We start from the raw sequence: 16425 nt of genomic DNA, 5'->3' as shown, positions 1-16425 counted from the left end.
CCATCCTCAACTGGGAGACTTCGCAAGACGCCGTGGTCGGAGCCGTGGTCGGCAGGGGTCCGGTGCAGGACCCACGGAGCAACAACAGCGAGCAGCGCGACGCCGCTTCGCTGCGCGCCTTCACCGCCCGCGATCGCAGCACGGTGCGCACTTGCTATGGCGATCATGCCTCCGACATATCGGCCGGCTTCAGCCGGCGCGACTCCTTGCCCGCAGATATCGATCGCCAGCTCCAGCGCAACGGAACCGTCCCCGCTTCACTCGAGCGCGAGGTGCAGTACTTGCCGGAAGTGTGCGAGAACCAGTTGCCGCGTTTGCCTTCGGACCTGCAACGCGTGGTCTACATGCGCCGCGTGCTGCTGATCGATCGCGACAACCGTATCCTCGACACATTCAATATCGACGACTAATCAGCACGGAGGTGCGAGATGAGCACGATCCGTCAGTTATTGAAAGACCGCGAGACTTACACCGTCGACAGTCAGCAGACGGTGTTCGACGTTGCCCGTTTCATGGTCGAGCGCAACATCGGCGCTGTGCCCGTGCTCGATAATCGCGGCAAGCTGGTCGGCATCTTCTCCGAGCGCGACATCATGAAGCGCGTGCTGGTGGAGGGCAAAGACCCGAAGAAAGCGAAAGTCTCAGACGTCATGACGCCCGACCCGCTCGTCGTCACCGCCGATGAATCGTTCGAGAATTGCATGCTACTGATGAAGCAGCACGGCTTTCGGCACCTCCCCATCATGGACGAACACAAGCTCCTCGGTCTCGTCTCGCTGCGCGACCTGCTGCTGCATGAGGTCGACGAGAAAGATGGCGAGGTGCGCATGATGCGCGCCTACATGCACTCCAATCCCGGCGAAACGTAGGTCAAGGTCAAATGAAAACAGGAGGATAAGAGGAGGGGAGGGAACACCTCTTCTTTCTTCTGTTTTTCCTTTCTTTCTTGCCTTTTCTTTTCTTTCCTTCCTTTCCTGTCTTTCTTGTCTCTTTTTCTATTGCTCTTCCTCTTTTCCTCCCCTCCTCCTGCTTTCATTTGACCTTCCTCTGCGTCCTCTGCGGTCTTCATTTGACCTGAAACTCAGTGCTACAATCCGCGCACACCGCGGCTATGGCCTTTTCCTCCATCCTCAGGCAGTTGCGCAAGATCGCCGGGCGCGACGCTGTCCTCTCCACCCGCGAAGACCTCATGCTCTATGAGTACGATGGCGGCGTGCAGCGCGCGCTGCCCCAGGCCGTCGTCTTTCCGCAGACCACCGGGCAGGTCGCGCGCATCGTCAAGCTGGCGGGAAAAGAGAACATCCCCATCGTGCCGCGCGGCGCCGGCACTGGATTGAGCGGCGGCGCCATCGCGCGCAAGGGTGGCATCATCCTCGGCTTCTCGCGGATGAATAAGATCCTCGAGGTCGACGTTGCCAACCAGCGCGCGGTGGTGCAGCCGGGCGTCGTCAATCTCGACCTCTCGCACGCCGTCGCGAAACACGGCCTCTACTTCGCGCCTGACCCATCGAGCCAGAAGGCGTGCACCATCGGCGGCAACGTGGCGGAGAACTCCGGCGGACCCCACACCCTCGCCTACGGCGTCACCGTGAATCACGTCACTGGGCTCGAGGTCGTGCTGCCCGATGGACGCATCGTCCAGTTCGGCGGCAAGTCGGCGGAATCGCTGGGTTACGACCTCACCGGATTCTTCGTCGGCTCGGAAGGCACGCTCGGCATCGCCACCGCCATCACCGTGAGACTCATGCGGCTGCCGGAGAGTGTCGCCACGCTGCTCGCTATCTTTGATTCCATCGACGCCGCCGCGCAGACCGTCGTCGCGCTCACTTCCGAGGGCGTGACCGCCTCCGCGCTCGAGCTGCTCGATGGCTGGACGTTGCGCACCGTCGAAGAAGCCATGCACGCGGGGTACCCGATGGACTCCGGCGCCGTCCTGCTCATCGAGCTCGAAGGCCTGCGTGAAGCGGTGGAGGACCAGAAGGCCGCGGCCGTCGCCGTCTGTAACCGCCTCGCGCGCGAGGTCCGCGTCGCCAAGGACGAAGCCGAGCGCCAGCGTCTCTGGGCGGGACGCAAGAACGCCTTCGGCGCCGTCGGCCGCATCTCGCCTTCCTATTACGTGCAAGACGGCGTCATCCCGCGCACCCGCGTGCCCGACACGCTGCGCCGCATCGCCGAGATCAGCGAGAAGTATTCACTCACCATCGGCAACATCTTCCACGCCGGCGACGGCAACCTGCACCCGCTCATCCTCTTCGACATCCGCGATTCCGACCAGCTCGCGCGCACCCTCGCCGCCGGCAAAGAGATCCTCGAGTACTGCATCTCCGTCGGCGGCTCCATCACCGGCGAGCACGGCGTCGGCATGGAAAAGAGTGAGATCCTGCCGCTGATGTTTTCCGCCAGCGACCTCGACGTGATGCAGCGCCTGCATGACGCTTTCAATCCCGCGTGCCTGCTCAACCCGCAGAAGATATTCCCCATGGCGCGGAGTTGCCGCGAGACCAACGCCGCTGCGCATCCCTCTGCGGGACTCGCCGCTGTTCCCGAGGGCGGGGAAAAAGGCGGCCGAGCATGAGCAGCGCCGCGACCGCCGCCAGCGTCTTCGACGAACTCGCCGCCATCGTCGGCGTCCAGAACCTGTCCGACGAAGTCCCTGAACTCATCACCTTCGATATTCAGGGGACGCAGCCTGCCATCCGCGTCTCGCCTGCCACGCCGGAAGAGGTTGCCGCCATCCTGCGCGTCGTCGCCGCGCGCGGCCTTGCCGTCGCCATCAGCGGCGGATTCACCCGGCAGCACATCGGCAATCCACCCGAGCGCGCCGAGATACTTCTCGACACTTCGCGACTCATCGCGCTCGAGCATTACGATGCCGGCGATCTCACCTTCGGCGTCGGCGCCGGCGCCACGCTGGCGTCCATCGAGCAGCGCCTGGCGGAGCACAGCCAGTTCCTGCCACTCGACGTTGCCGAGCGTGAGCGCACGACCATTGGCGGACTGCTCGCCACCAACACCAGCGCCCCGCTGCGCCACGGCTACGGAGGCCTGCGCGACTACTGCATCGGCGTGCGCTTCGTCACCGGCGACGGCGCCATCGCCAAGGGCGGCGGACGTGTGGTCAAGAACGTTGCCGGCTTCGACCTGATGAAGCTGATGATCGGCAGCTTTGGCACGCTCGGCGTCATCACCGGCGCCAGCTTCAAAGTCTCGCCCCGCCCGCGGCAGACGGCTACCTTCGTCTGCGAGTTTCCATCGCTCGCTGCGGCCATCGCCTTCCGCGACCGCGTCGCAAGCTCCGCGCTCACGCCCATCCGCTTCGAGCTCGTCTCGCCGCGTGCGATGGAATATGTGGCCGCTCATGCCGAAGCATCCGCCGAACCGCGCGATCCCGACCACTACCATCCCGCCGCGCCCGTCGCTGTGCCGGAGACGGCGTGGCGCATCGTGCTCACCGCCGCCGGTTCCGATGCCGTGCTCGCGCGCTATCGTCGTGAGCTTGGCGAACTCGCCGCCGCACGCGAACTGACCGGCAGGGAAGAGGAAGCCTTCTGGCGCGGCCAGCACCGCTTTGAAGCGAACGTCACCGCGCGCCACCGCAACGCGATGCTGATGCAGCTCAGCGTGCCCGCGCGCGCCGTCGAAGCCGCGCTCGCCGGCGCCGAGCGCGCTGCGCTGGAGCAGAATTCGATGTTCGCCGCCGTCGGACGCGCTACGCTCGGCTCGCTCACCGTCGCCGTTATCCCGCTATCCGTCGATCCGCCCGCGGCGATGCAGTATGCCAACGCGGCCTCCGCCATCCGCGGCGCACTGCCGCCGGAGAACTCCGCCCACTGTTCGGCTTATGTCCTGCGCTGTCCCATCGAAGCCAAGACACACTTCGACGTTTGGGGCTCGACGCCCACCGACCGCAGCATGATGCTCGCGGTGCGGCGCGCGCTCGATCCGGCGGAGATCCTGAATCGCGGACGGTTCCTGCTGTGACGGCCGAAACAAAATTCGCCGCGCCGCCCGGATCCAATTTCTCCGCGCACGACCGTCCCACCTGGGAGCTCTACTCCACGTGCATCCACTGCGGACTCTGCCTGCAGCAGTGTCCTACGTACCGCGTGCTCGGCACCGAGATGGATTCCCCGCGCGGACGCATCTATCAGGTCCTGCTCGCCGATGAAGGCCGCCTGCCCATCGGCGATTCCTTCGTCACCCATATCGATCGCTGCCTTGGGTGCCTTGCTTGCCAGACCGCATGCCCTTCCGGCGTGCCCTACGGACACATCGTCGAGCGCGCGCGCGCGCAGATCGAGCAGCACTACCGCCGCCCGCTGCTCGCGAGCTGGATGCGCAACTTCGTCTACGGCCGCTTACTCGCGGATTACAAACGGCTCGCGAAATGGGCGCGACGCCTGCGCTGGTATCAACATTCGTGGCTCGCGGGCGCCGTCCGCGGCAGTGGACTGCTCAAGCTCTTCGGCGTCGCGGAGCTCGAAGCGCTCGCGCCCAAGGTCAGTGAACATTTCAGCTTTGAAGACTTTGGCACCGTGTTTCCGGCGCGCGGCGAGCGCCGTGGCCGCGTCGCGCTGCTCGCCGGATGCGTGGGCAGCGTCGCCTTCGACGCGCTGAACCGCGCCACCATCCGCGTGCTCCAGGCCAACGGCCTCGAGGTCATCATGCCGGAGGGCCAGGGATGCTGCGGCGCCCTGCACGCCCACGCCGGACGCCGCGAAGAGGCGCGCGCCCTGGCGCGCCACAACGTCCGCATATTTCTCGATGCCGAGTGCGGCGCCGACGCTATTCTCACCAACGCCGCCGGCTGTGGCTCGGCGATGAAGGATTACGCCGATCTGCTTGCCGATGATCCGGAGAGCGCAGGCGCCGCCACGGAGTCCGTAAGAACGGAGCTGTTCGTAAAAAAAGTCCGCGACGTCACCGAATATCTCGCGGAGATCGGGTTACGGCCCCCCTCCACGCCCGCCGCGGCGGGCGTGAAGGCGACCTACCAGGATCCGTGCCACTTGGCGCACGCGCAGAAGATACGCTCGGCGCCGCGCGAACTATTGCGCGCGACCGGCGTGGAGCTGGTCGAGATGCAGCATCCAGATTACTGCTGCGGTTCGGCAGGGGTTTACAACGTGGTCGAGCAAAAGCTCGCCAACGAGATCCTTGAAGCCAAGATGAACGACGTTGCCGCGACCGGCGTGGACGTGCTCGTCACCGCCAACACCGGCTGCATGTTGCAGCTCCGCGCCGGCGCCGCGCGCCGTGGCATGCCGATCCGCGTGCAGCACGTCATCGAAGTGCTCGACGCGATCTACTGATTACCGGCGCCCTACGCCTGCTTACCTTAAACCTGCTTGCCTTAAACCAGCTTGTCGGCCTTGGCGATGTCAGAGACGCCGATCACGATCAGCGCGCGCGCCTCGCCCTTCACGATCGAGCCGTAGGCATAGGTCACATTGATGCCGGCGTCGGCCAATTTACGCGTCACGCGGCCAAGCGCGCCCGGCCGGTCGTTCACGCGGACCGCGATCGCTTCCTCTTCCTTGTACGCAAAGCCGAGCTGGTCGAGCGTCTTGCGCGCGGTCGCCAGCGGCGTTGCGAGCAGGCGGATGCCCTCGGGCTGCTCCGGCGCGGCCATGATGCCGTTGATGTTCACCGCGACCTTCGCCAGTTCGGTGCAGATCTGCGCCAGCGTGCCGGGCAAGTGCGGGGCCTGAACGCGAAGTTGCGTGACGCGTGCCATAACGCCTCCTTCGGACTACTTCGTTGTCTCTTTTGTCTCTCGGGTCTTGCCCAGGATCTCGTCTTCGTCTTTGCCTTGTTGGCTGAGCTGCACCACCACGCTGTAATCCTCGAGCGTGCTGGTGTCGCCGGCGACGGTGTGTGAGGTCACGATCTCGCGCATCAGCCGTCGCATGATCTTCCCGCTGCGCGTCTTGGGCAGCGCGGTGACGAAGTGGATCCGCTCCGGCCGCGCCAACGACCCGATCTCTTTCACGATCCAGTCGCTCAGCTCCTGCGCCATGGCGTCGCTGGGTTGCGCGCTGGGTTCCGCGCTATGTTGCGTGCTCGCCTTCAGCGTGACGAAGGCATGGATACTTTCACCCTTGATCTCGTGCGCTGCGCCCACCACCGCCGCCTCGGCTACGCCTTTGTGCGCCACCAGCGCGCTCTCGATCTCCACTCCCGAGATGCGATGTCCACTGACCTTGATCACGTCGTCGTTCCGGCCCAGCACCCAGATGTAGCCATCGTCATCGCGCACCGCGGTGTCACCGGTGAAGTAGCGCCCGGGATATTGCGACCAGTAGTTCTGCTTGAATCTCTCAGGGTCGTTGTAGAGCGTGCGTAGCATGCCCGGCCACGGCTTCACGATGGTGAGAAAGCCTTTGCCTTGGTCGAGCACCTTGCCGTGCTCATCCAACAGTTCGAGCACCACGCCCGGCAGCGGACGCGTTGCCGAACCCGGCTTCATCGGCGTGGCCCCGGGCAAGGGCGAGATCATGATGCCGCCGGTCTCGGTCTGCCACCACGTGTCCACGATGGGACACCGTTCCTTGCCGATCGTCTTCCAGTACCACAGCCACGCCGCCGGATTGATGGGCTCGCCCACCGTCCCGAGCAGCCGCAGCGACGACAAGTCACGCCCGTTCGGCCAGTCGTCTCCTTGCCGGATGAACGCACGGATCGCCGTTGGCGACGTATAGAAGATGTTCACGCGATATTTTTCGATGATCCGCCAGAAACGGTCGGGCTTCGGCCAGTCGGGCGCGCCCTCATACATCAGCACCGTCGCGCCCGCCGCCAGCGGCCCATAGACGACGTAGGAATGTCCCGTCACCCATCCGACGTCCGCGGTGCACCAGTAAACATCCTCGTCCTTTAAATCAAAGACCCAGCGCATCGTCGCCAGCACCTGCGTCATGTAACCGCCGGTGGTGTGCACCACGCCCTTCGGTTTACCGGTGGTGCCCGAGGTGTACAGCACGTACAGCGGATGCTCGCTGTCCATCGGCTCCGCTGCGCACACTTCCGGTACGCCCAGCGTCAGGTCGTCCCACCAGTGATCGCGCCCGTCGCGCATCTCGACCATCCGCCCCAGCCGCTTGTAGACGATCACGTGCTTCACGCTCGGACACTCCGTCAGTGCCTCGTCCACATTCTGCTTGAGCAACACTTCTTTGCCGCGACGCAGGGAAGCGTCTGCCGTGAGCACCACCGCCGCCTCGAGGTCATTGATGCGCGTCTTCAACGCCTCCGCCGAAAACCCGCCGAAGACCACCGAATGCGGGATGCCGAGGCGCGCGCACGCCAGCATCGCCACCGCCGCCTCCGGCACCATCGGCATATAGATAATGGAGCGGTCGCCCTGCTTGAGACCAAGCCGCTTCATCGCGTTCGCCAGCTTCGCGACCTTGCGATGCAGTTCCTGGTAGGTCAGCGTGCGCTGCTCGAAGTTCTCGCCCTCCCACAGGATCGCCGCCTTGTTGCGGCGCCACGTGGAAAGATGACGGTCGATGCAGTTGTAGCTCGCATTGAGTGTGCCGCCCACAAACCATTTCGCGAACGGAGGATCCGACCAGTCGAGCACCTTGCTCCAGCGCTGCGACCAATCCAGCTGGGCCGCCTGCTCCGCCCAGAATTTTTCCGGATCGGCGGCTGCCGCGGCGTACATGCGCTCGTATTCCGCGAGCGAGCGGATATGGGCTTGCTCGGTGAAATGTTTCGGTGGCGGGAAGAGTTTCTGGTCGTCCATGAGTGGGACAGTTTAGCCGCGCAATTCTACTAGACGCCGGAAGCAGCTTTGCTATGTAGGTTTGCTGGCCAGCAGTTCGCGCAGTGTCCGCTCTAGTTCGTCCGGGTCGGCGATGGGCGGACGGCACGCGAAGTCCGCACACACCACCGCTACGCTCTCCGGCTGCTGCACCGCCGGCAGATTTGCGACTGTTTCCGCCAACGCCGGTGGAAGATTCTGCGCGACCACCTCGTTGTGCGGCAGCCGCAGCGCCACCTTCCCCAGAGCAAAGACCGCCAGTGCCGCCGCCTCGAGTTCTTGCGCGCGCGCGTCTTCGCCGATCACCACCACCTGCGTGTGCGGGGTGGAATACAGGATGGCGGCGATGCCATACGTGCCCGCGAAAATGCCGAACTGCTCAGCGACTCCAGCGAATACCTCAAGCGTTGCTTCAGCTTTCTCGCGGTAGCTGGCGTCGTTGGTATACGCGTGCAACCGCAGCAGCGCGATGGCCGCCGACGGATTCCCAGCCGGCGTCGGCGAATCCTGGAACGGCTTGCGTCGCGCGCTCAACGCGCCCAGCAGCCCTTGCTCGCCCTGCGCGGTATCGAAGAATCCTCCGCCCACAGCGTCGAAGAAACGCTCGACCATGCGGTCGCCGATGCGCCGCGCGAATTCGAAGTAGCTCAGCGCGCCCGTCGCCTCATACGCGTCCAGACACGCGATGGTGGTGTAGGCGTAGTCGTCGAGCATGCCGGGGACGTGGCGTTTTACTGCGGCGGGATCTGAATACGCGATCACGTGCGCCAGGACGCCCTCGTTCGACCACGCTTCTGCCAGGATGCGGTCGAGCGAGCGCAACGCAAAATGCTTTGCGTCGTCCAGTCGCAGCACGCGTGCGGTGTCGAGATATGCCGAGATGCACAGCGCGTTCCAATTCGTGTAGACCGTCTTGTCGATGTAAGGCACGGGACGCTTCCGCCGCGCCGCTTCCATCTTTTCTTTCGCACTCGCCAACACTGCGGCGGCCTGCTCCGGCGTCTTCCCCAGCTTGTGCGCGATCTCTTCCACGGAACTCCGCACGTACAACACGTTCTTCTCGTGGTTATGGTGCATCTCGCCGGCTTCGTTGATGTCATAGCGCAACGCCGCCGCGGCCAGCTCGTCGCCGGACAAGACTTCTTTCGCTTCGGCGAGCGTCCAGGTGAAGTGGTCGCCATCGTCGTCGAGTGAGATGTCGGCGTCCTGGGAGGCGTAGAAGCCGCCGCGGTCACGATCGCTGAGCCAGGCATCCATCCAGCGGATGATGTCCTTTGCAACGGCGGCGAAGAATGGCTCGTTCAGCGCCTGGTATCCGTGGACATAATTCTTCAACAGCTCGGAGTTGTCGTACGCCATCTTCTCGAAGTGCGGCACGATCCAGTGCGCGTCCACCGAGTAGCGATGGAAGCCGCCGGCGATCTGGTCGTAGACGCCGCCGTGCGCCATCTTGGTCAAGGTGAGATCGATGATGTCTTTTAGGCGGGACTCGCCGAGTATTCGGGACTCGCCGAGCTTGGACTCGCCGCGCGCGTAGCGATCGATGAGCAAATCAATCGCCGACGAATGCGGAAACTTCGGCGCACCTCCGAAGCCGCCATTCTCCGCGTCGAACATCTTTGCAGCAGAATCAACGACGGCGTCGATCGCCGCCTGCATCACCGCAGGCGACAAGTCGCGACCGCGCCCAGCAAATGCTTCCGTCTGCGAGATCACGGCGAGCAACTGCTCGGCCGACTGCTTCACCTCATCGTGCTTGTTGCGGAAGGCATCCGCGATCGCCAGCAGCACGCGCTTGAACCCAGGACGTCCGTGGTGGTCATCAGGAGGGAAGTACGTGCCGCCATAGAACGGCTTGCCGTCGGGCGTGAGAAAAACTGTCAGCGGCCATCCGCCCTGCCCGCTGAGCGCCTGCACCGCTGCCTGGTAACGGCTGTCGACGTCAGGACGCTCGTCGCGGTCCACCTTCACCGCCACGTAGTTGGCATTCACGATCTCGGCGATGGCTGGGTTCTCGTAGGACTCGCGGTCCATCACGTGGCACCAGTGGCACCACACCGCGCCGATGTCGAGCAGGATGGGCTTGTTCTCGCGCTGCGCCAGCGCAAACGCCGCCTCACCCCACTCGTGCCAGCGGATAGGCTGATGCGCCGCCGACCGCAAGTACGACGAAGCTGCCTGCCCCAGCGCGTTCTCGGTGGTTGTGGACATCTTCTAAGTGTACTCACCACCGTCGCCCGTGTGGAGGTGCCGTGTGGAGGCGGGCGACCCCGCCCGCCAGCTTGAGAATCAACTTGATTGGAGGGTCGCGCTTGAGTACCCACGCGCGCCAGCACCGAAGGCGCGGACGCCGATAGCCCAGGGCGAAAGCCCTGGGGAAGCTTGCATCGAGGAATCCCGAGCGACCGAGTCCTTCAGGACGAAGGAGCGAGCAACTTCCGCACCACCTGCACGTACAGCTCCACCGCCCGCACCAGCTCGGCCTTCTCCACGTGCTCATCCGCCGTATGCGCCACGTGGATCGAGCCCGGCCCAAGCAGCAGCGGCTCGCCCCAATTCGACAGATGCGGGATATCCGTCGAGAACGACGCCACCATCGTCGGCATGCCATCGATCGTCCGCAGCTTGATGAACGGAGACTGCGCCACGACCTGCACCTCGACCAGCCGCCCCACCGCGGCGACGATCTGCTCTTTCATCTCGTCCGCCGGCGTGACCATGCGGAACAGCAACTTCGCGCGCGCTTCGTCGGCGACCACGTTCGGAGCGCGCCCGCCGGATATCTGTCCGATGTTCAACGTCGAACGCCCGATCTCGCGGTCGCTGGGCAACGGGATGGCGCGGATGCGCGCCAACGCATCCAGCAGTTTCTCGATCGCCGATTCGCCCAGCTCGGGATACGCCGAGTGTGCCAGCTTTCCTTTCGCCACCAGCTCGAGGTTCAGCACGCCCTTGGTCGCGGCGGCGAGCTTGTTCTCCGTGGGCTCGCCATTGATCAGGAACTTCGAACCGGGTGCAGGCTGCTTTGCGCGAAAAACGTTGGCCGCCTTCGCGCCCGCCGAGTCCGTCTCCTCGCCCACGGTGAACAGCAATCCCACGGCCACGCCCTGTTGCTTGAGTGTTTCCGCCGCCGCGACCTGCGCCGCCATCACGCCTTTGTCGTCGCACGCGCCGCGTCCCCAGATCCGCGCCTCGTCCTCGCGAAAAGGGAAGTAGGGCGGAACCGTGTCCATATGCGAGCAGAAGACGACCGCCGGCGACGCGTTCCCGCGTGGATGCGCCCACACATTGAACCGCCCAGGCTCGACATCCATGCGCGTCGTCTGATATCCAAGGGTAGCGAGCTCGCGCAGCAGGAACTCGCCGCACCCGGCCTCGCGGCCGGTGGTGGAATCGATCTCGACGAGCTGGCGCGTCAGCCGGAACAGGTCCATCCCAGCAGTGTCACGTCTCAGGTTTCAAGTTGCAAGTCGAAAGGTCGCCACGGCAACACCACGCATATGGCAGGCGAGATCAAATCGCTCTTCCTCGAGGGCCCCGCCGGCCGCCTCGAAGCCCTGCTCAACCTTCCTTCGAACGGCACGGGCGCGGGCGTGCTTCACGCCACCCACGCCGCGCTGGTCTGCCATCCGCATCCGCTCTATGGCGGGACCATGCACAACAAGGTCGTCTACCACGCGATGAAGGCGCTCAGCGGCTTCGGTTTTCCCGTGCTGCGCTTCAACTTCCGCGGCGCCGGGCTGAGCCAGGGCAAGCATGACGAAGGCCGCGGCGAGATCGAAGACGTCCGCGCCGCCCTCGCCTGGCTCAAGCAAGAGCTCCACCTCCCCATCGTCTTCGCCGGCTTTTCTTTTGGCGCCGCCGTCGGCATGCGCGGCGCGTGTCCTGATCCCGACGTCCACGCCATCATCGCGCTCGGCACGCCCATCTCCGCTGCCGGACACGCTTATGGCTACGACTACCTCGCGCAATGCGCGAAACCAAAACTCTTTGTCAGCGGCGGCAAGGACGAATTCTGTCCCACACCAAAGCTCGAAGCCGTGGTCGCGCAGGCTGCCCCGCCGAAACAGCTCGTCATCATCCCCGGCGTCGACCATTTCTTTGCCGGCAAGGTGAAGGAAGTGCAGCGCGTGATCGAAGACTGGCTGCGCGCGACACTGCCACGGTAGCGGCTCCGCCGCGAAACACCGCTCGTGACATAATGCTGCGCGATGCCGCGCCCGCCTTCCGCAGGGAGTGCTGACCCGCAGTCCGACCGCGCCGCGCCCGACATGCGCGCCACCGCGCGCGAGGTATTCCTCCAGGCGCTCGCCGAGACCAGCATCCCGAAAGCTTTCGAGCGCAACGTGAGCTACTCGCGCGGCGTGCTGCAGGTCTGCGACGACCTCTACGATCTTGGCGCTTACGACCGCGTCTTCGTGCTCGCCCTCGGCAAGGCTGCCCACACGATGTTGCAAGCGCTCGCCGGCCAGGTCGGTCCCGGACTGAGCGGCATCGTCGCCGCGCCCACCGAACCCGAATCGCAGCTCTCTGGATTCCGCTACTACCGCGGCGGCCACCCTTTGCCGAACGCCGAATCACTGCGCGCCGGCGACGCCGTGCTCAAGGCGCTGCACGGCCTCACTTCGAACTCGCTCGCGCTTTATCTCATCTCCGGCGGCGGCTCGGCGGTCATCGAGAAGCCCATCGACCCGGAGATCACGCTCGACGACGTGATCGCCACCTACCAGGCGCTGGTGCTTTCCGGCGCGCCCATCGCCGAGATCAACGTCATCCGTAAGCATCTTTCCGCGCTCAAGGGTGGACGCATGACGCTCGCCGCTACCCTCGCGCAGCATCTCTCCATCATGGTGTCAGACGTTCCGGACGCCGCGCTCGACTCGCTCGCCTCCGGACCGACCATGCCCGACCCTTCCACCGTCGAGGATTGCTACACGATCGCGCAGCGCCACAAACTGCTGCCCGCGCTGCCCGCCTCGGTCCGCGAATTGTTCGAGCAGCACGCGCTCGAGGAAACACCCAAAGCAGACGAAGCGGCGTTCGTCCGCTCGCGCTGGTGGCCGCTGCTTTCGAATGCGACCGCGCAGAAAGCCGCCGCCGCGCAAGCCACTGCGCACGGTTTCGCCGTCGAGGTCGACAATTCCTGCGATGACTGGGACTACCGCAAGGCCGCCGACCATCTGTTGAAAAAGCTGCGCAAGTTGCGCGCGGGCGTCTCGCGCGTCTGCCTGATCTCGGGTGGAGAGGTCACGGTGAAGGTGGAAGCCCAGGGGTCAAAAGGAAAGCTTGGCGTCGGCGGACGCAACCAGCAGTTCGCGCTCCACTGCGCCGAGCACATCGCCGGGGAGAACATCACGGTGCTGAGCGCGGGCACTGACGGCATCGACGGCAACAGTCCTGCCGCCGGAGCCATCGCCGACGGCTCGACCACCGCGCGTGCCCAGGCCGCCGGCTTCGATCCTGCCAACTCCCTTGCCGCCTTCGACGCCTTCCCATTCTTTGAAGCGCTCGGAGATACCATCGTCACCGGTCCTACCGGCAACAACGTGAGGGACCTAAGGATTTTGTTGGCTCATTGATTGTCGGATAGGGGTGCTAGAAGAACCGCGTGACGCCCTCTTCCAGCACGACCACTTTCTCCGCCACGCCGTGCGCCGCAGACTCCTTCGCCAGCAAGCGTAGCGGCTCGTCCATCGGCTCGTGCGACAGCCGGAAGCTGCCATAGTGCATCGGCACCAGTTTCGCGGCGCCCATGTCGAGGAAGGCGTGTACCGCGTCTTCCGGACTGGTATGCACGTTGCGGAACGATGGCGGATCGTACGCGCCGATGGGCAGCAGCGCGATCTCCGGCCGCAGCCGCTCGCCGATCTCGCGAAAGCCTTCGAAGTAAGCGGTATCGCCCGCGTGGTATAGCGAGCGCGCGCCCGCGCGCAGCACGTAGCCGCCATAGCCGCGGTGATAATCGCGGAGCATCCGCGCGCCCCAGTGCCGCGCCGGCGTGTGCGTGATGCTCAACTCGCCGTCGCGATACGTCTCCCACCATTTCAGCTCGATCACTTCCTCGAATCCGAGCCCGGCCACCAGGTCACCAACATTGTGCGGCACCACGATCTTGGGCGCGTAGCCACGCTTGCGTCGCGTCATGCGCGCGAGCGCGCGCAAACTCGGCTTGTGCAGGTGGTCCATGTGCGCGTGCGTCACCAGCACGTAATCCAGCGCCGGGAGGTCTTTGATGCGGACACCGGGGCGCCGCTGCCGCTTCAGCACCAATAGCCAGCGCGCGAAGTTCGGGTCGATGGCGATGTTCTTGCCCGCCATCTGGAGGAAGAAGCTGGAGTGTCCGATGAACGTGAGCCCCAGGTCGCCATTGCCGGCGAGCACCGGCTTGCGCACCTCGCCCGTACATTTCGTCAGGGCGGAGTTGCGGACGAGTCGCGAGAACTGCTTCGCCTTCCGCCGGATGGTGATGTTCAACATTGCAGACATCAGTTTAGACGTTCGCCAGTGCCCGCGCGATGCAATGCGTGTGCTTTCTCCGGACCCCTCCGGCTCTTTTTCTTTCCTGCCGTATCCTTCCTTGTTTTCTCCGTGGCTCTGTGCCTCCGTGGTGGGTGTTGCTTTTGACCTGCTCTTGACCTTCTCACGCGTGCTCATCTGTAATCATTGGTTGCGACACAACGGTTGCGACACAACGGTGGTTAGAAAAGTATCGAGGAGCGTTCATGCGCGTCGCATTCCTGGGATTAGGCATCATGGGCCGTCCGATGGCGGCGAATCTGGTCAAGGCCGGCCACGAGGTCACGGTGTGGAACCGGACGCCGGGGAAGTCGGTCGATGGCGCACGCCTCGCCGCCTCTCCCGCCGCGGCCGCCGGCGCCGCCGACGTGGTTTGGATATGCGTCTCCGACACCGCCGCCGTCGATCACGTCCTGTTCGGCCAGGACGGCGTCGACAGCGCCCTGCGCGAAGGGATGATCGTGGTGGACTCGAGCACCATCTCGCCCGCGCGCACGCTCGAGATGGTTGCGCGCCTCGCCGAAAAAGACGTCGCGCACATCGACGCTCCCGTCACCGGCTCGAAGCTCGGCGCGGAGAGCGGCCAGCTCATCTTCATCGCCGGCGGCGATGAGGCGACCCTCGCCAAAGTCCAGCCGCTGTTTCAAGCGATGGGCAAAGTCGTGAAGCACATGGGCGGCCACTCCATGGGACAGGCCGCCAAGCTCGCCATGAACCTGCAGATCGCGATGATCTTCGAAGGCTTCGCGGAAGCGCTGGCGCTGGCGACCAAGCTCGGCGTGGCGCCCGAGAAGCTGATCGACCTGATCCAGTCGTCCATGGTCCGCTCCGGCGTGATCGATTACAAAGCGCCTTTTGTCCTGCGTGGCGACTACTCCCCCAACTTCCCCCTCCGCCTCATGCACAAAGACATCCGCCTCACCCTCGACGCCGCTCGCGAAGCGCGCGTCAAGCTGCCCGGCCTCGAGACTGTCGACGAGATCTATGAGATCGCGCACGAGGAAGGCCACGACGATCTCGACTACGCGGCCACCCTCATGTTGTTGTCAAAATGGGCTGGAATCGAGGTCGGCACCGCCTCCTGAGCAAGGATTACACAACTATTACAGTGGGTTTTCGCACTTGCTGGTAGCTTCGTAACAGGACAAAAACAGCGCTACTTTTTCTGCGCATCCTGTTACTGACGAGGCGAATCATGCGAGAGATCGAGCTCAACGGCGGAAGAGATTTCACCCGCGACAAAACGAAGATCAGCTGGATCACCGCCATCTTCATGACCCTGTTTCACATTGGCGCCGTGATCGCGCTCTTCTTCTTCTCCTGGCCGAATCTCTTCGCCGCGCTCTTCCTGCTCTGGGTCGCCGGCTCGCTCGGCATCGGCATGGGATACCACCGCCTGCTCACCCATCGCGGCTTCAAGTCGCCGCGCTGGCTGGAGTATTTCCTCACCATCTGCGGCACGCTCGCGCTCGAGGGCGGCCCGTTGTTCTGGGTGGCCACGCACCGCGTGCATCATCAGAACAGCGATCAGGAAGGCGATCCGCACTCACCGCGCGATGGCGCGTGGTGGGCGCACATGGGCTGGATCATGGTCGGCGAATCCATGCACAGCGATACCACGCGGCTCGCGCGTTACGCGCCCGACCTCGCGAAAGATAAGTTCTACATGTGGCTGACGAAGTGGCACTGGATCCCGCAGGTGCTCGCTGGAATCACCCTGCTCGCTATCGGCGGCTGGACCATGGTGATGTGGGGGATCTTCCTCCGCGTGACCGTCGGCCTGCACTTCACCTGGCTGGTCAACTCCGCCACCCATATGTGGGGCTCGCGCCGCTATCAGACCAAAGACGATTCCCGCAACCTGTGGTGGGTCGCGATGCTCAGCTGGGGCGAAGGCTGGCACAACAATCATCACGCGAATCCCACCTCCGCGCGGCATGGCTTGGCGTGGTATGAGGTCGACATCAACTACATGACCATCCGTTTCCTCGAGATCGTGGGACTAGCGAAGAGGGTGAAGGCGGTCAAGCTGCCTTCGCGCCGGGCGAGCTCACCATCGCGCGCCGCAGTCGAATCCGCCGAGGAGCAGCAAACCGCCGTCGCCGCTTACGGCGATTAATCCCGTCTGAACCACCTCAGCC

Annotated in this window: 15 protein-coding genes; 9 read left to right on the top strand and 6 right to left on the bottom strand. The window is 64.4% G+C overall.

Annotated features, from left to right (window positions below):
• Positions 1-410 (top strand): hypothetical protein (locus M3P27_03320; GenBank protein MDP9267341.1); only part of this gene is annotated, 410 nt, incomplete at its 5' end.
• 18 nt (positions 411-428) lie between these two features.
• On the top strand, positions 429-869 hold the full coding sequence (locus tag M3P27_03315; GenBank protein MDP9267340.1) for a CBS domain-containing protein: 441 nt from the start codon (positions 429-431) through the stop codon (positions 867-869).
• Here the strand turns inward: M3P27_03315 and M3P27_03310 are convergent.
• Complete coding sequence (locus M3P27_03310) at positions 839-1069, bottom strand: hypothetical protein (protein MDP9267339.1); 231 nt, start codon at positions 1067-1069, stop codon at positions 839-841. The two genes, M3P27_03315 and M3P27_03310, sit on opposite strands and share 31 nt — an antisense overlap.
• A 42-nt stretch (positions 1070-1111) precedes the next feature.
• Between M3P27_03310 and M3P27_03305 the strand changes: the two genes are divergently transcribed.
• Genes M3P27_03305 through M3P27_03295 form a run of 3 tightly spaced genes read left to right on the top strand, consistent with a single transcriptional unit; the run spans position 1112 to position 5312 of the window.
• Positions 1112-2575 (top strand): FAD-binding protein, encoded by a 1464-nt coding sequence (locus M3P27_03305; GenBank protein MDP9267338.1) that lies wholly within the window; start codon positions 1112-1114, stop codon positions 2573-2575.
• Positions 2572-3981: an FAD-binding oxidoreductase gene (locus tag M3P27_03300; GenBank protein ID MDP9267337.1), complete on the top strand. Its 1410-nt coding sequence runs from the start codon at positions 2572-2574 to the stop codon at positions 3979-3981. Before M3P27_03305 ends, M3P27_03300 begins: the two co-directional genes overlap by 4 nt.
• Positions 3978-5312, top strand: a complete 1335-nt coding sequence (locus M3P27_03295; protein ID MDP9267336.1) for a heterodisulfide reductase-related iron-sulfur binding cluster — start codon at positions 3978-3980, stop codon at positions 5310-5312. Before M3P27_03300 ends, M3P27_03295 begins: the two co-directional genes overlap by 4 nt.
• Before the next feature lie 41 nt (positions 5313-5353).
• Here M3P27_03295 and M3P27_03290 read toward each other — a convergent pair whose 3' ends face one another.
• From M3P27_03290 to M3P27_03275, 4 genes are all read right to left on the bottom strand, one after another.
• Positions 5354-5737 (bottom strand): ACT domain-containing protein, encoded by a 384-nt coding sequence (locus M3P27_03290; protein ID MDP9267335.1) that lies wholly within the window; start codon positions 5735-5737, stop codon positions 5354-5356.
• 15 nt (positions 5738-5752) lie between these two features.
• Complete coding sequence (gene acs / locus M3P27_03285) at positions 5753-7750, bottom strand: acetate--CoA ligase (GenBank protein MDP9267334.1); 1998 nt, start codon at positions 7748-7750, stop codon at positions 5753-5755.
• 51 nt (positions 7751-7801) lie between these two features.
• Positions 7802-9979: a thioredoxin domain-containing protein gene (locus M3P27_03280; protein MDP9267333.1), complete on the bottom strand. Its 2178-nt coding sequence runs from the start codon at positions 9977-9979 to the stop codon at positions 7802-7804.
• Between the two features lie 203 nt (positions 9980-10182).
• Positions 10183-11202 (bottom strand): M20/M25/M40 family metallo-hydrolase, encoded by a 1020-nt coding sequence (locus M3P27_03275; GenBank protein MDP9267332.1) that lies wholly within the window; start codon positions 11200-11202, stop codon positions 10183-10185.
• A 66-nt stretch (positions 11203-11268) separates the two neighbouring features.
• Here M3P27_03275 and M3P27_03270 point away from each other — a divergent pair, with 66 nt between their 5' ends.
• Together M3P27_03270 and M3P27_03265 are read left to right on the top strand one after the other, a co-directional pair.
• On the top strand, positions 11269-11937 hold the full coding sequence (locus M3P27_03270) for an alpha/beta hydrolase (GenBank protein ID MDP9267331.1): 669 nt from the start codon (positions 11269-11271) through the stop codon (positions 11935-11937).
• A 42-nt stretch (positions 11938-11979) separates the two neighbouring features.
• On the top strand, positions 11980-13347 hold the full coding sequence (locus M3P27_03265) for a DUF4147 domain-containing protein (protein ID MDP9267330.1): 1368 nt from the start codon (positions 11980-11982) through the stop codon (positions 13345-13347).
• Between the two features lie 16 nt (positions 13348-13363).
• Here the strand turns inward: M3P27_03265 and M3P27_03260 are convergent, their stop codons facing one another.
• Positions 13364-14254, bottom strand: coding sequence for an MBL fold metallo-hydrolase (locus tag M3P27_03260; protein ID MDP9267329.1), 891 nt, complete (start codon positions 14252-14254; stop codon positions 13364-13366).
• 236 nt (positions 14255-14490) lie between these two features.
• On the opposite strand from M3P27_03260, the gene M3P27_03255 reads away from it, so the two are divergent.
• A complete protein-coding gene (locus M3P27_03255; protein ID MDP9267328.1) occupies positions 14491-15369 on the top strand; it encodes an NAD(P)-dependent oxidoreductase in 879 nt (292 codons plus the stop codon).
• A gap of 110 nt (positions 15370-15479) precedes the next feature.
• Positions 15480-16403 (top strand): fatty acid desaturase, encoded by a 924-nt coding sequence (locus M3P27_03250; GenBank protein MDP9267327.1) that lies wholly within the window; start codon positions 15480-15482, stop codon positions 16401-16403.
• Positions 16404-16425: the final 22 nt, after the last annotated feature.

It is taken from the genome of Acidobacteriota bacterium (genome assembly GCA_030774055.1).
In the GTDB taxonomy this organism is placed as follows: Bacteria; Acidobacteriota; Terriglobia; order Terriglobales; family Acidobacteriaceae; genus JACPNR01.
The sequence above is the reverse complement of the archived record's forward strand: the minus strand, read 5'-3'. Positions and strand labels throughout refer to the sequence as shown.

Bases quoted from the DNA above. Each gene is read 5' to 3' on its own strand.
- M3P27_03315 (MDP9267340.1), top strand. From the start codon at position 429: ATGAGCACGATCCGTCAGTTATTGAAAGACCGCGAGACTTACACCGTC.
- M3P27_03310 (MDP9267339.1), bottom strand. From the start codon at position 1,069: ATGAAGACCGCAGAGGACGCAGAGGAAGGTCAAATGAAAGCAGGAGGA.
- M3P27_03305 (MDP9267338.1), top strand. From the start codon at position 1,112: ATGGCCTTTTCCTCCATCCTCAGGCAGTTGCGCAAGATCGCCGGGCGC.
- M3P27_03300 (MDP9267337.1), top strand. From the start codon at position 2,572: ATGAGCAGCGCCGCGACCGCCGCCAGCGTCTTCGACGAACTCGCCGCC.
- M3P27_03290 (MDP9267335.1), bottom strand. From the start codon at position 5,737: ATGGCACGCGTCACGCAACTTCGCGTTCAGGCCCCGCACTTGCCCGGC.
- acs (MDP9267334.1), bottom strand. From the start codon at position 7,750: ATGGACGACCAGAAACTCTTCCCGCCACCGAAACATTTCACCGAGCAA.
- M3P27_03280 (MDP9267333.1), bottom strand. From the start codon at position 9,979: ATGTCCACAACCACCGAGAACGCGCTGGGGCAGGCAGCTTCGTCGTAC.
- M3P27_03275 (MDP9267332.1), bottom strand. From the start codon at position 11,202: ATGGACCTGTTCCGGCTGACGCGCCAGCTCGTCGAGATCGATTCCACC.
- M3P27_03270 (MDP9267331.1), top strand. From the start codon at position 11,269: ATGGCAGGCGAGATCAAATCGCTCTTCCTCGAGGGCCCCGCCGGCCGC.
- M3P27_03265 (MDP9267330.1), top strand. From the start codon at position 11,980: ATGCCGCGCCCGCCTTCCGCAGGGAGTGCTGACCCGCAGTCCGACCGC.
- M3P27_03260 (MDP9267329.1), bottom strand. From the start codon at position 14,254: ATGTCTGCAATGTTGAACATCACCATCCGGCGGAAGGCGAAGCAGTTC.
- M3P27_03255 (MDP9267328.1), top strand. From the start codon at position 14,491: ATGCGCGTCGCATTCCTGGGATTAGGCATCATGGGCCGTCCGATGGCG.
- M3P27_03250 (MDP9267327.1), top strand. From the start codon at position 15,480: ATGCGAGAGATCGAGCTCAACGGCGGAAGAGATTTCACCCGCGACAAA.